Source organism: Streptomyces capoamus, assembly GCF_014654935.1.
GTDB classification, from domain to species: Bacteria; Actinomycetota; Actinomycetes; order Streptomycetales; family Streptomycetaceae; genus Streptomyces; species Streptomyces capoamus.
On sequence record NZ_BNBF01000001.1, the window covers coordinates 735442 to 749243 of the forward strand.

Sequence of the window (13802 nt, forward strand, 5' to 3'; positions counted from 1 at the left end):
CACGCGGCACCGGCAGCCCCGCCGGCACCGCGGGGCGGTCCGCCCGCCTCGGCCTCAACGCAGCGTCCGCGCCCAGTCGTCCGGCACCCGGCCCGCCGGACCCGGCACCGGCTGGTCGGCGGGATGCGCGGCCGGGGGGGCGAGTTCGGGCCCGGAGGCGTACAACTCCTCGGTGGCGTAGTTCCAGAACCAGCCCTCGCCCGGCTCGAAGCTGCGGATCACCGGGTGACCGGTGGCCCGGTGGTGCGCGGTGGCGTGCTTGGCGGGGGAGTCGTCGCAGCAGCCGATGTGCCCGCACTGCGCGCACCGGCGCAGGTGGAACCACCAGCCGCCGGACTGCTCGCACTCCACGCAGCCCGGGCCGCTGGGCGGGACGCTGGGGTCGATTCCTTCGGTGTCGCTCATTCCGGCTCCTCGTCGGGTGTCTCGGCGGTCAGGGGCAGCAGCACCTGGAAGCGGGTGTCGCCGGGCACGGACTCGACCCGCAGGGTGCCGTGGTGCTTGTTGACGACGATCCGCCAGGAGATGTCCAGGCCGAGCCCGGTGCCCTCGCCGACCGGCTTGGTGGTGAAGAACGGGTCGAAGATCCGGTCCTTGATCTCCGGCGGGACACCGGGTCCGGTGTCCCGGAACTCCACCAGCAGCCGCTCGTGGTGGAGCGCCGTCCGCACGGTCAGCGTGCCCTGGCCGCCCGCGCCGTTCATGGCCGAGACGGCGTTGTCGACGAGGTTGGTCCACACCTGGTTCAGCTCGGCCGGGTAGGCGGGCACCGCCGGGAGCGTGCGGTCGTAGTCCTTGACGACCTCGATGCCCGGCCCGATCTTCCCGGAGAGCATCAGCAGCGTGCTGTCGAGGAGTTCGTGCACGTCCACCACCCGGTACGGGGCCCGGTCCAGCTGTGAGTACTGCTTGGCCGCGTCGACCAGGTGCGAGATGCGGGTGGTGGAGTCCTCGATCTCGTTCATCAACAGCTCGGTCTCGACGGTGTAGTTGAGCCAGCCGACCGCGTTCGGCAGGATCTCCTCGCCCACCGCCGCCGCGACCTGCTCCAGCCAGTCCACGTCCAGTCCGGCCTGCACGAAGGTGGGCGCCACCTGCCAGCCCTGCTGGAAACCGTGGTCCTCCAGCCAGTCGCTGAGGGCGTCCTCCCGGTCACTGGCCTCCAACGGGCTGAGCACCGGCGCCTTGCCCACCCGCTCCGCGGTCCGCTCCTGGATCTCGACGAGGGTCGCCAGGCAGTCCCGGGAGAACGGCCCCCCGGCGATCAGTGCCAGCTTGTGCCGCATCTTCGCGACCCGCTCTCGCAGGGTCGCGGTGGCCCGCACAGCCGCGGCCGCGGGATTGTTCAGCTCGTGCGTGAGCCCCGCCGACAGCGAGCCCAGCGCCAGCAGCCGTTCCCGCTGCCCGATCATCGCCTGGGTGTTCTTCGTCCCGAAGAACAGGCCCTCCAGCAGGTGCACGGCCATCGGGAACCACTCGCGCATGACGTCCGCGAAGAGGTCCGCCGGCAGCACGAAGAACCGCGTCGGCTCGGTGACCCGCATGGAGTTGTTGTAGACCTGCCGCACCCGGTCGCCGAGGTAGGCCTGCATCGCGCCGGCGTACACCCCGGGCTGCGAGGTCCGGGTGACCTCCACGTCGTCACCGCCGACCCGGCGGGAGAGCACGACCGTGCCCTCGATCATCACGAAGAAGCAGGTGGCCGGGTCGCCCTCGGTGTAGACCGGGCCGGGCTGGAACAGCTCCACCCGGCCCTGGGCGCACAGCCGGCCCAGCTGTTCGGCGCTCAGCTTCTCGAAGAGGAACAGCGAGCCGATCTCCTGCGGGCTGCACGCCACGACCTGCCCGCTCATGACTGCTCCAGGTACCGGTGGACGAGCATGACGGCCATGGCTCCCTCTCCGACGGCGGACGCGACGCGCTTGGCGGACTCGGCGCGCGCGTCGCCCGCGACGAACACGCCGGGGATGCTGGTCTCCAGGTGGTACGGCGGCCGGTCCAGCTCCCAGCCGGCCGGCGGCCGTCCGTCGGCGGTCAGGTCGGGCCCGGCCAGGATGAACCCGCGCTGGTCGCGCAGCACGCTCGCGCCGAGCCAGTCGGTCAGCGGGGCGGCGCCGATGAACACGAACATCCACTGGGCGTCGACCTGTTCGGTCCGTCCGGTCACGGTGTTCCGGAGCGTCAGCCGCTCCAGGTGGTCCGCCCCGTGGGCCTGCTCGACGACCGTGTGGCAGCGCACCGCGATGTTCGGGGCCTCGCCTATCTGCTGGATCAGGTAGTGCGACATGGACGCCGACAGGTCCGGGCCGCGCACCAGCAGCGTCACCGACTTCGCTCCCCGGGACAGGTACATGGCCGCCTGGCCCGCCGAGTTGGCGCCGCCCACGATGTAGATGTCCTGGCCCTGGCAGGAGGCGGCCACGGTCAGCGCCGAGCCGTAGAACACCCCGCACCCGGTCAGGTCGGTGCAGCCGGCGGCCTCCAGCTGCCGGTACTGCACCCCGGTCGCCAGGATCACGCTGTGCGCCGCGATCGCCGAGCCGTCCGCGAACCGTACGACCCGTGCGGCGCCGTTGACCTCCAGACCCGTCACCTCGCGGGCGGTCAGGATCTCGGCGCCGAACTTGGCCGCCTGCCGGCGCGCCCGGTCGGTGAGCTGGGCGCCGGAGACGCCGTCGGGGAAGCCGAGGTAGTTCTCGATCCGGGAGCTCTGCCCGGCCTGGCCGCCGGTCGCCGACCGCTCCACCAGCACGGTCCGCAGGCCCTCGGAGGCGCCGTACACGGCCGCGCCGAGCCCGGCCGGCCCGCCGCCGATCACGATCAGGTCGTAGAAGTCGGCCGTCGGTGTCGTCGCCAGGCCCACGTGCGCGGCCAGCTCCGGTGCCTCCGGCTCGACCAGCACCGTGCAGTCCGGGGTGATCACCAGCGGCAGCCGCTGCCCGTCCTGCCCGGCCGCCGCCAGCAGCCGCCGCCCCTCCGGCTCCTCCACCGAGTACCAGCGGTACGGCACCTGGTTGCGGGCCAGGAACTCGCGCACCTCCGAGGAGCGCGCCGACCAGCGGTGTCCGACCACCTTGGTGCTGGGCACGGGCTTGTAGGCGCCGGCCCGCCACGCGGCCAGCAGGTCGTCCAGCACCGGGTAGAGCTTCTCCTCCGGCGGGTCCCAGGGCTTGAGCAGGTAGTGGTCGAGGTCGACCACGTTGATCGCGTCGATCGCCGCGTTGGTGTCCGCGTAGGCGGTCAGCAGCACCCGACGCGCCCCCGGGTACACGTCCAGGGCCTGCTCCAGGAACTCGATGCCGTTCATCTGCGGCATCCGGTAGTCGGCCAGGATCACCGCCACCAGGTCCCCGCGCAGCTTCAGCTCGCGCAGCGCCTCCAGCGCGGACTCGCCGGACTCCGCGCGCACGATCCGGTACGACTCGCCGTAGCGCCGCCTGAGGTCGCGGGCGACGGCGCGGGAGACTCCCGGGTCGTCGTCCACGGTCAGGATGACGGTCCGCGCGGTCTCGGCGGCCTGTGCCATACGTCTCCCCACCCGGTGTCGGATCCCCCGGCCGGTGTCGTGGGGACCACCGCGCCGGTTCCAGGCCATCGTAGGGTCGGGCCGCCGGGTCGCGCTTGTCCGAGAGCGACCACCGCTTGCCCCACGGCGCCCTCGGGCGCGCCCGCCGCGCGGAAGAGCCGGTGCGCCGGCTCGGGGGAAGATCATCATGACCGTGTGCGCCGGCGCCCCGCAGCGGGCACCGGTGTCCTGAGGACGCGACGACGAGGGGATCACGGATGACACGCCCGATCACGGCAGGGGTGGACGGCACCGAGGAGAGTCTGGCCGCGCTGGACTGGGCGGCCCGGGAGGCCGTACGGCGGGGCCTGCCGCTGCGTGTGGTGCACGCCTGGCGGTACGCCGAGGCGCTGGCCGCCGCCGACCGCGAGACCCAGCACGGGTGGGTGGCGCAGGGGGTGGCGGAGGCCGTGCGCGCCGTCTCCGCGCGGCACCCGGGGCTGACGGTGACCACGGACGTGGTCGAGGGCGCTGCCGCGCACGCCCTGGCCGAGGCGGCGGCCGGGGCCGAGACACTGGTGCTCGGTTCGCGCGGCCACGGGCCGGTCGTCGGGTTTCTGCTGGGCTCGGTCGGCCAGCAGGTGATTGCGGAGGCGGCCCGGCCCGTGGTCCTGGTCCGGGCCGGCGACCAGCCCACGGCGGAGGCGGCCGGCCGGGACGTCGTGGTGGGTCAGCACGGCGGCCCCGAGGACAGCGCGGCGGCGCTGCGGTTCGCGTTCGAGACGGCGGCGGCCCGCGGCGCGGCCGTCACCGCCGTCCGCGCCTGGCCGCTGCCGCCGGTGTTCGCCTACAGCCCCGGATCGCTGAAGCTGCTCGACGACGCGGGCGGCCTGGAGCCGTACGAGAAGCAGGCGCTGGGCGAGGCCCTGGCGCCCTGGCGTGAGCGGTTCCCGCAGGTGTCCGTCGCCGAGCACGTCGAGATGGGCAGCGCGGGGCAGGTGCTGCTGTCGCTGGCCGGCCGGGCCCAGCTGATGGTCGTCGGCCGCCGGGCCCGCCGCACGGCCGTCGGCGCCCGGATCGGCTCGGTGGCGCACGGGGTGCTGCACCACGCCGAGTGCCCGGTGGCCGTCGTCCCGCACGAGTGAGCTACCGCGGGGTGGTCGGCTCCAGGGTGGCCCGCGCCTTCGGCAGGACGTTGTCGATGTAGTCCTCGACGGCGGTGCCGAGCCCTATGTCGTGCTGGGCGCGCTCGGACAGGTACCAGCGGTGCTCCAGGAGCTCGTGGTAGATCTCGGCCGGGTCCATGGAGCCGCGCAGCTCGGGCGGCACCGCCCGCACGGTCGGCCGGAACACGTCCCGCACCCAGCGGTGGGCGAGCACCTCGGGCCGGGCGGCGAGGGGGTCGCCGGGCGCGTAGTCGTCCTGGGTGGCCATCCAGCTCTCCAGGTCGTTCAGCAGCCGCCGTGCCTGGTTCTCCTCCGCGTCCAGGCCGGTCAGCCGCAGCAGCTGCCGCTGGTGGTGGCCGGCGTCCACGACCTTCGGCACGAAGGTGACCGTGTCCCCGTTCGAGGAGTGCTCGATCTGCATCTCGGCGACGTCGAAGCCCAGGTCGTTGAGGCGGCGGATGCGGCGCTCGATGTAGTGGTACTTGCCCGCCGGGTACACCGAGGTGCGGGTCAGCTCCTGCCACAGTCCCTGGTAGCGGGTGCGGATCTCGTGGCCGAACTGGACCGGGTCGACGGACGGGTGCAGTGCGCCGGAGGCCTCCAGGTCGAGCAGCTCGCCGCTGATGTTGACGCGGGCGAGGTCCAGGTCGTAGTCCCGCTGCCCGGTGCTGAGCTGCGGGTGCAGGTCGCCGGTCTCGGCGTCGACCAGGTAGGCCGCGTAGGCGCCCGCGTCCCGCCGGAACAGGGTGTTGGACAGCGAGCAGTCGCCCCAGGCGAAACCGGCCAGGTGCAGGCGGACCAGCAGCACGGCGAGCGCGTCCATCAGCCGGTGCATGGTCGCCGGGCGCATGGTCGTCTCGAACATCGACCGGTACGGCATCGAGCCGCGCAGGTGCCGGGTGACCAGGACCGGCTCCAGCGGGGCGCCGGCGGCGTCGGTGCGGCCGGTGACCACGGCGAGCGGGTCGACGGCGGGAATGCCGAGCCGGTCCAGGTCGCGCAGCAGCTCGTACTCGCGCAGCGCGGGCCGCTCGGCCAGCTCCTTGACGGCGATCACCTCGTCCCCGGCGTGCGCGTAGCGCACCACGTGCCGGGAGATGCCGCGGGGGAGCGGCACGAGGTACTCCTCGGGCCACTCCTCCAGCGGGGTGTCCCAGGGCAGGGCGAGCAGCAGCGCGGGGTGCTCCGGGTTCGTGGCGTTGATCTGCAAGGCCATGGCACGCACCCTAAGGCCCCGCGTACCTGTTCGAGGAGCCCGCCGGGAGACGGGAGGCGACAGGCCCTAGGAGGCCCGTTCCCGGGCCTGCTCGGCCGCGGCCCGCACCGGACCGCGGTGGACCGGGCCGTGTCCGGGCAGCAGGGTGTCACCGTCGAGCGCGCCGATCACGTCCAGGGAGGCCACGACCCGGTCGCGCTCGTGGTGGAAGAAGCCGTGCAGGATCTGCGGGCCTTGGATCCGTGAGGTCGCGTGCCCGCTGACCAGGGCGTCGCCGGAGATGACGATGCCCGCCGAGGGCAGGTGGTAGACGCAGTGGCCGTCGGTGTGGCCGGGGGTGTGCACGGGCACGGGGCGGCCGGGCACTTCCAGCGGCCCCTCGCCCGGGAAGCCCGGGAAGGGCTCGGGCGCGGTGACCGGGTTGTGGCGGGTGCCGCCCACCTGGATCACGTGCCGGGCCCAGGGGACGACACCGGGCCGCCAGGCGTTGCGCAGCACGTCGCCGATGGTCGCCTGCTGGAGGAAGTCCCGCCGGGCGTGGGGCACTTCGGCCGGGTGCAGGTACACCGGGGTGCCGTGGCGGGCGCGCAGGTACTCGGCCGAGCCCAGGTGGTCGTTGTGCGCGTGGGTGATCAGTACGGCGGCGACCGCCTCGGGTGAACCGCCCACCTGCGCGAGCGATGCCAGGAGTCCCTCGCGGTCTCCCGGATAGCCGGTGTCCACCAGCGTGAGGGCGTCCCCGTCCTTCAGGATCACCCAGTTGACGTGGTGGCCGTGCACCAGGTAGGTGCCGTCGGCGACTTGGTGTACCTCTGCCCGCATGTTCTCTCCGAGCCCGTGTGCGGCTGGTCGTCGGGGACAGCCAACCAGATCCGGCAGGAGCCCGCGCAAGGGGCCCGCCCGGTCAGTGCACGCCGTGCGGCCGGAACTGGATGCTGACGCGCGGGCCCGCGGCCCGGCTGGACTTGGGGACGCAGTGCTCCCAGGTGCGCTGGCAGGAGCCGCCCATCACGATGAGGTCGCCGTGGCCGAGGGGCCGGCGCAGCGTGCCGCCGCCTCCGCCGGCCGGGCGCAGCAGCAGGTCCCGGGGGGCGCCGACGGAGAGGATCGCGACCATGGTGTCCTCGCGGGCGCCCCGTCCGATCCGGTCCCCGTGCCAGGCCACGCTGTCCCGGCCGTCACGGTAGAGGCAGAGCCCGGCGGTGGTGAACGGCTCGCCCAGCTCCTCGGCGTAGTGCCGGGACAGGGCGGCGCGGGCCTCGTCCAGGACGGGGTGAGGGAGCGGGTCCCCGGCGCCGTAGAAGGCCAGCAGGCGGGGTACGGCCACCACGTTGTCGTACATCCTGCGGTGCTCCGCCCGCCACGGCACGTCCGCCGCCAGCCGCTCGAACAGCGCGTCGGCGCCGCTGAGCCAGCCCGGCAGGACGTCGATCCAGGCGCCGGCGCCCAGCTCGGTACGGCGCAGCCCGTCCAGCGGGCCGAGCCGCAGCTCATCGGTCTGGTCGAACAGGGAGCCCTGGAGGTGCGTGGCCATGGGGACAGCGTACTCCTGAATCGAATATACGTTCCCATTCGATCAAGGCGACGTCACCCGGCCTCTTCCGATACAGCGGTGTATCGGATACGTTCGCGTATCGAACGGCCGGTGACGAAAGGCGCGAGGAACGGCACCGCCATGGACGGCACGACGACGGGCGACACGGCGATGGACGGCACGACGAGGGACGGCACGACGAGGGACGGCACGGCGTCGGACGACGCCCCCAAGCGCGTCACCCGGCGCCGGGCCCGCACCCGGGCCCGGCTGCTCGACGCCGCGTTCGCCGTGTTCGCGGCCAAGGGTTTCGGGCGGGTCTCCATCGAGGAGGTCTGCGAGGCCGCCGGGTTCAGCCGGGGCGCCTTCTACTCGAACTTCGCCACCCTGGACGAGCTGTTCTTCGCCCTCTACCAGGACCGCGCCGACCTCATCGCCGCCCAGGTGGCCGACGCCCTCGCCCAGGACGGGCCGGACCTGGACGTGCCCGCCTCCGTGGACCGGGTCACCGAGGTGCTGCTGCTCGACGTCGACTGGCTGCTGGTCAAGACCGACTTCCTGGTGCACGCCGCCCGGGACCCGGCCGTCGCCCGCGCCCTCCTCGACCACCGCGCCCGGCTCCGGCAGGCCGTCGCCGACCGGCTCGCGCGGGCCCGGGGCCACACCGAACTGCCCGCCGTGCTCGGCGACGCCGACGGCGCCGCCCGCGCGGTGGTCGCGGCCTACGACGGCGTGACCACCCAGCTGCTGCTGGACCGGGACGTCGACGCGGCCCGCGGCTGGCTGAGACAGCTGCTCACCGCGCTGCTCACCGGGAGCAGCGGCACCGCCGCATGAGTCGTACCGGCGGCACCCCCGCATGAGTCGCACACGGAAGGACACGGACACCATGGCCGCCAAGGACGCGGACGTCATCGTCGTCGGAGCGGGCCTCGCCGGCCTGGTCGCGGCACACGAACTCACCAGCCGGGGCCGCCGGGTGGCCCTCGTCGACCAGGAGAACGCCGCCAACCTCGGCGGCCAGGCGTTCTGGTCCTTCGGCGGGCTCTTCCTCGTCGACTCGCCCGAGCAGCGCCGCCTCGGCATCAAGGACTCCCTCGCCCTCGCCTGGAGCGACTGGCAGGGCAGCGCGCAGTTCGACCGTACGGACGACGAGGACTCCTGGGCGGTGCGCTGGGCCCGCGCCTACGTCGAGTTCGCGGCCGGCGAGAAGCGCTCCTGGCTCCAGGGACACGGCATCGAGCTGCTGCCCACCGTCGGCTGGGCCGAGCGCGGCGACCTGCGCGCCGACGGACACGGCAACTCGGTACCCCGCTTCCACATCGCCTGGGGCACCGGCACCGGCGTGGTCGAGCCCTTCGTGCGCTACGCCCGGCAGGCCGCCCGGGACGGCCTGCTCACCTTCCACCACCGCCACCGGGTGGACGAGCTGGTCGTCGAGGGCGGCGCGGCACGGGGCGTGCGCGGCACCGTCCTCGCCCCCGACGACTCCCCGCGCGGTGCGGCCTCCAACCGTGACCGCGCCGGCGAGTTCGAACTCGCCGCACAGGCCGTCGTCGTCACCACCGGCGGCATCGGCGCCGACCACGACATCGTCCGCCGCCACTGGCCCGAGCGTCTCGGCACGCCCCCCGCCCGGATGGTCACCGGCGTCCCGGCCTACGTCGACGGCCGCATGCTCGACATCAGCGCCGAGGCCGGCGTCCGGCTCGTCAACCGCGACCGCATGTGGCACTACACCGAGGGCCTGCAGAACTGGGACCCGATATGGCCCGGCCACGGCATCCGCATCCTGCCCGGCCCGTCGTCCGTCTGGCTCGACGCCCTCGGCCGCCGGCTGCCCGACCCCTGCCTGCCCGGCTACGACACCCTCGGCACGCTCCGCCACCTGCGCACCACCGAGGACATCGCCGGCTACGACCACTCCTGGTTCATCCTCACCCGGAAGATCATCGAGAAGGAGTTCGCGCTCTCCGGCTCCGAGCAGAACCCGGACATCACCGCCAAGGACCGCAAGGCCGTGCTGCGCGACCGGCTCCTCGGCAAGGGAGCCCCCGCGCCCGTCCAGGCCTTCCTCGACAAGGGCGCCGACTTCGTCACCGCGGGCAGCCTCGGGCAACTGGTCGACGAGATGAACGCCCTCACCGGCGAACCGCTGCTGGACGCCGCCGAGGTGCGCCGCCAGATCGAGGCCCGGGACCTGCAGATCGCCAACCCCTACAGCAAGGACGCCCAGGTGCAGGGCATCCGCAACGCCCGCCGCTACATCGGCGACCGGCTCGGCCGGGTCGCCACCCCGCACCGCCTCCTCGACCCGGCCGCCGGCCCGCTCATCGGGGTCCGGCTGCACGTGCTGACCCGCAAGACCCTCGGCGGCATCCAGACCGACCTCGACTCCCGGGCGCTCGGGGCCGACGGGACCCCCATCGAGGGGCTGTACGCGGCCGGCGAGGTGGCCGGGTTCGGCGGCGGCGGCGTACACGGCTACAACGCGCTGGAGGGCACCTTCCTCGGCGGCTGCCTGTTCTCCGGGCGGGCCGCGGGCCGGCACGCGGCCCGGCACACCGGCTGACCTCAGCCCCCCAGCAGCTCCGCGAGGACGTGCGCGTGGCTCTCCCCGGTCTTCTTGGACGCCGTCAGGAGGGTCACCGTGCCCGTGCGGGCCGCTTTCCTGAGGCGGTCCAGCAGCTCGGCGGCCTCCGGGGCGCCGAGCTCCGCCTCGTACCGGCTCCTGAACTCCTCGTACGAGCCCCCGCCGTGGTACCACGTGCGCAGCTCGGAGGACGGGGTCAGCCCCTTCGGCCACTCGTCCACGCGCGCCTCGTCCTTGGCGAGTCCGCGCGGCCACAGCCGGTCGACCAGCACGCGCAGGCCGTCGTCGGGCTCGGGCGGTTCGTAGATACGGCGCACGCGCACGCTCACGGTCGGGGCCCCTCTCGGGTCTGCGGACGGTGCCGCGAGCGTACTGCGCCCCGTCCCGCCCACCCGGCGGCGACGCGGCACGACTTGACCGGAACAAGGGGGAAACCGGCAGTGCCCGGCGCCTAGTCTGACGGCCAGTCGATCACCGGCCACCCTCCGAGGAGCGCACGTGACGCCACCGAGCAGACAGCCCGCCCGCCGCCGCACCGCCGTTCTCGCCACCGTCCCCGTCGCCGTCGCGGCGCTCCTCGGCGCCACCGCACCCACGGCGGACGGCACCGCCGGCGCCCCCGGCGCGGGCGACCCGTACTTCCCGCTGAGCGGCAACGGCGGCTACGACGTCCGCCACTACGACCTGACGCTCGGCTACGACACCGGCTCCCGCCGCCTGGACGGCACGGCCGTCCTCACCGCCCGCGCCACCCGCGAACTCACCCGGTTCGACCTCGACCTCAAGGGCCTGACGGTCACCGCCGTCACCGTCGACCGCACCGGGGCGTCCTTCCGGCGCGACGGCCAGGAACTCGTCGTGACCCCACGTCACATCCTGCGCGCGGGCCGCACGTTCCGCGTCACGGTCGCCTACCACGGCACCCCGAAGCCGGTCACCGACCCCGACGGCTCGGCGGACGGCTGGATCCCCACCGACGACGGCGCGTTCGTCGCGGGCGAGCCGCAGGGCGCCATGACCTGGTTCCCGGTCAACGGCCACCCCAAGGACAAGGCCGCGTACGACTTCACCCTCACCGTGCCGAAGGGCCGCACCGCCGTCGCCAACGGCGTCCTGCTGGGGCAGCACACCGCGCACGGCAGGACCACCTTCCGCTGGCGCCAGACCCGGCCCATGGCCGCCTACCTGGCCACCGCCACCATCGGCAGATTCCGGGTCGAGCGGTACACCACCCGCGACGGCATCCAGGTGTACAACGCCGTGGACGCCCGCGAGGCGCGCGCCGCGGCGCCGGTCCTGAAGCAGCTGCCCGCCGTACTCGCCTGGGAGAGCAAGCTGTTCGGACCGTACCCGTTCCGGGCGGCCGGCGCGGTCGTCGACCACGCCCCGGACGTCGGCTACGCCCTGGAGACCTAGACCCGGCCGCTCTACGACTCCGCGCCCGACCTGGACACCCTCGTCCACGAAAGCGCCCACCAGTGGTTCGGGGACTCCGTCACCCTCACCGCCTGGAAGGACATCTGGCTCAACGAGGGCTTCGCCACCTACGCCGAGTGGCTGTACACCGAACAGCACGGCGGCCGCAGCGCCCAGCGGACCTTCGACGCCCTCTACGCCCGGCCCGCGAGCGACGGCCTGTGGGCCTACCCGCCCGGCGATCCCGGCAGCGGCGCCCGGATCTTCGGCACCCCCGTCTACGCCCGCGGCGCCATGGCCCTGCACGAGCTGCGCCGGGCCGTCGGCGACCGGGACTTCTTCCGGATCCTGCGCGTCTGGGCCACCGGGCACCGCGGCGGACACGGGACCACCGCACAGTTCGCCAGGCTTGCCGAGAAGACCTCGGGGAAGCAGCTGGACGGGCTGCTGCACACCTGGCTGTACACGCCGGGCAAGCCGGACAGGCCCTGAACTCCGGCCTGTTCGACACCGGACGGTGCCGGTACTGACCACTTCCAAACAACCGTCCCCCACGATCGGATCATGATCCAGCGCAGAACCGCCGTCGCCCTGCTCGCCTCCCCGCTGCTGCTCACCGGCTGCGGCGGCGGAGCCGAGGCGACCGAGCGCCGTACCCCGGCCCACGGCCCGGACCCGGCGCCGACCCCCGACACGTCCACCCGGCCGGCACCCGGGGGCATACCCGGGCTCGGGCCCCGGCGCAGCGCGGCGATACCGGGGCGCTGCGAGCAGGCCGTCGTCGTCACCGGGCGGGGCCGCGAATCCCCGCTCTGCACGGTCGTCCTGCACCAGCGCACCGACACCGGCTGGCGGTCCGGTCCCGCCTGGCCGGCCCACAACGCGCTGCACGGCTGGAGCGCCCGCCACCGGGCCGGCGACCTGCGCTCCCCGCTCGGCGTCTACACCCTCTCCGACGCCGGCGGCCTGCTCCCGGACCCCGGCAGCAAGCTGCCCTACCACCGCTCCGGCGGATTCCGCTCGCCCGGCACCGGCTTCGAGGGCGAGCCGCTGGAAGGCTCCTTCGACTACGTCGTCGCCATCGACTACAACCGCAGACCCGGCACCTCGCCACTGGACTGGACCCGCCCCCTCGGCCCCGGACGCGGCGGGGGAGTGTGGCTGCACGTCGACCACGGCGGGCCCACGCACGGCTGCGTCAGCGTCGCCAAGGCGCACATGAAGGAGCTGCTGCGCACCCTCGACCCCGGCCGGCATCCCGTCGTCGTCATGGGCGACGCCGACTGGCTCGCGCACTGAGCCGTAGGATCCGCACTCGTGTGCGCACACGTACTGGTCGCCGAGGACGACGAGAAGCAGGCCGAACTGATCCGCCGCTCCCTGCTGGCCGAGGGGCACACCGCCACGGTCGTGCACGACGGTGCGGCGGCCCTGGACGCCGCCCGCCGGCTCCGGCCCGACCTCGTCGTACTGGACCTGATGCTCCCCGTCCTCGACGGCTTCGGCGTGTGCCGGGCCCTGCGCGGCGGCACCGGGCGGCCGGACGTCCCGGTGGTCATGCTCACCGCCCGCTCCGGCGAGGACGACCTGCTGCTCGGCCTCGACGTCGGCGCCGACGACTACCTGACCAAGCCGTACAGCCTGCGCGAACTGATGGCCCGGATCCGCACGGTCCTCCGACGCAGCGGGCGGGGCGTCGGCGCCGGGGGCGAGGATCCCGTCGTACGGTCCGCCGGGATCAGCGTGGACCCGGTGCGGCACGAAGTGCGCTGCGACGGGGCTCCGGTGGAGTGCACACCGGCCGAGTTCCAGATCCTGCTGGCCATGGCGGGCGAGCCGGAGCGCGTGTTCACCCGGCGTCAGCTGCTGCAGTGCACCCGCGGCTTCGACCGGGCCTCCACCGAACGGGCCGTCGACGTGCACATCATGAACCTGCGTCGCAAGATCGAGCCCGACCCGCGGCGCCCGGTCCGCCTGCTGACCGTGTTCGGCGTCGGCTACAAACTCAGCGGCACCCGCCCGTGAACGGCCGGCCCCCGAACGGCAGGCGGCGGATCCCGTGGCGCAAACGGCTGGTCGTCCGGCTGCTGTTCGTCTCCGCGCTGATCGCCGTCTGCTCGGTGGCGGCGACGGCCTGGCTCGCGGTGACGACCACCACCAGCGCCCTGAAGGAGGAGCAGGGCCAGGACCTCGCCGCCGACAACCGCATCCTGGCCCGGCTCAGCGGCTACGCCGCCACCCACAGCGACTGGACCGGGGTCCGGCCCACCCTGCGGGAGCTGGCCGCCCGCACCGGGCGCCGGATCGCGCTCACCACCGCCGACCGCACCCCGGTCGCCGACTCGGCGCCCCGCGGCACCCCGCTGCCGCCC

Annotated in this window: 12 protein-coding genes and 2 pseudogenes; 7 read left to right on the top strand and 7 right to left on the bottom strand. The window is 73.9% G+C overall.

Annotated features, from left to right (window positions below; all coding sequences use genetic code 11):
- Window positions 1-54: 54 nt before the first annotated feature.
- The 3 genes from IE312_RS03350 to IE312_RS03360 are packed head-to-tail and all read right to left on the bottom strand — an operon-like array spanning window position 55 to window position 3526.
- Window positions 55-405, bottom strand: a complete 351-nt coding sequence (locus IE312_RS03350; RefSeq protein WP_189978119.1) for a UBP-type zinc finger domain-containing protein — start codon at window positions 403-405, stop codon at window positions 55-57.
- Window positions 402-1853, bottom strand: a complete 1452-nt coding sequence (locus tag IE312_RS03355) for an ATP-binding protein (protein ID WP_189978121.1) — start codon at window positions 1851-1853, stop codon at window positions 402-404. Before IE312_RS03355 ends, IE312_RS03350 begins: the two co-directional genes overlap by 4 nt.
- Complete coding sequence (locus IE312_RS03360; protein ID WP_189978123.1) at window positions 1850-3526, bottom strand: NAD(P)/FAD-dependent oxidoreductase; 1677 nt, start codon at window positions 3524-3526, stop codon at window positions 1850-1852. Before IE312_RS03360 ends, IE312_RS03355 begins: the two co-directional genes overlap by 4 nt.
- A gap of 257 nt (window positions 3527-3783) precedes the next feature.
- On the opposite strand from IE312_RS03360, the gene IE312_RS03365 reads away from it, so the two are divergent.
- On the top strand, window positions 3784-4650 hold the full coding sequence (locus IE312_RS03365) for a universal stress protein (RefSeq protein ID WP_189978125.1): 867 nt from the start codon (window positions 3784-3786) through the stop codon (window positions 4648-4650).
- 1 nt (window position 4651) lies between these two features.
- Here IE312_RS03365 and IE312_RS03370 read toward each other — a convergent pair whose 3' ends face one another.
- The 3 genes from IE312_RS03370 to IE312_RS03380 all read right to left on the bottom strand — a co-directional run bounded on the left by IE312_RS03370 (window position 4652) and on the right by IE312_RS03380 (window position 7421).
- Entirely contained in the window at window positions 4652-5887 is a 1236-nt protein-coding gene (locus IE312_RS03370; RefSeq protein WP_189978126.1) for a DUF4032 domain-containing protein, read from the bottom strand.
- Between the two features lie 66 nt (window positions 5888-5953).
- Window positions 5954-6709: an MBL fold metallo-hydrolase gene (locus IE312_RS03375; protein ID WP_189978128.1), complete on the bottom strand. Its 756-nt coding sequence runs from the start codon at window positions 6707-6709 to the stop codon at window positions 5954-5956.
- A gap of 82 nt (window positions 6710-6791) precedes the next feature.
- A complete protein-coding gene (locus tag IE312_RS03380) occupies window positions 6792-7421 on the bottom strand; it encodes an alpha-ketoglutarate-dependent dioxygenase AlkB (protein ID WP_189978130.1) in 630 nt (209 codons plus the stop codon).
- A gap of 171 nt (window positions 7422-7592) precedes the next feature.
- Between IE312_RS03380 and IE312_RS03385 the strand changes: the two genes are divergently transcribed.
- A complete protein-coding gene (locus IE312_RS03385) occupies window positions 7593-8258 on the top strand; it encodes a TetR/AcrR family transcriptional regulator (RefSeq protein ID WP_229898977.1) in 666 nt (221 codons plus the stop codon).
- A gap of 22 nt (window positions 8259-8280) precedes the next feature.
- A complete protein-coding gene (locus IE312_RS03390; protein WP_229898945.1) occupies window positions 8281-9993 on the top strand; it encodes an FAD-binding dehydrogenase in 1713 nt (570 codons plus the stop codon).
- 2 nt (window positions 9994-9995) lie between these two features.
- On the opposite strand, the gene IE312_RS03395 is transcribed toward IE312_RS03390, so the two are convergent.
- Window positions 9996-10343: a DUF488 domain-containing protein gene (locus IE312_RS03395; protein ID WP_189978132.1), complete on the bottom strand. Its 348-nt coding sequence runs from the start codon at window positions 10341-10343 to the stop codon at window positions 9996-9998.
- 169 nt (window positions 10344-10512) lie between these two features.
- Between IE312_RS03395 and IE312_RS03400 the strand changes: the two are divergent.
- The 4 genes and pseudogenes from IE312_RS03400 to IE312_RS38615 all read left to right on the top strand — a co-directional run.
- Window positions 10513-11922, top strand: a pseudogene (locus IE312_RS03400) (M1 family metallopeptidase).
- Between the two features lie 72 nt (window positions 11923-11994).
- A complete protein-coding gene (locus IE312_RS03405) occupies window positions 11995-12729 on the top strand; it encodes a L,D-transpeptidase family protein (RefSeq protein ID WP_189978134.1) in 735 nt (244 codons plus the stop codon).
- Between the two features lie 18 nt (window positions 12730-12747).
- Window positions 12748-13455 carry a response regulator transcription factor gene (locus IE312_RS03410; RefSeq protein WP_189978136.1) on the top strand — a complete coding sequence of 236 codons (708 nt, stop codon included), beginning with the start codon at window positions 12748-12750 and terminating at the stop codon, window positions 13453-13455.
- Window positions 13452-13802 (top strand): annotated as a pseudogene (locus IE312_RS38615) (two-component sensor histidine kinase); the annotation flags it as partial. The gene IE312_RS03410 and the pseudogene IE312_RS38615, both read left to right, overlap by 4 nt.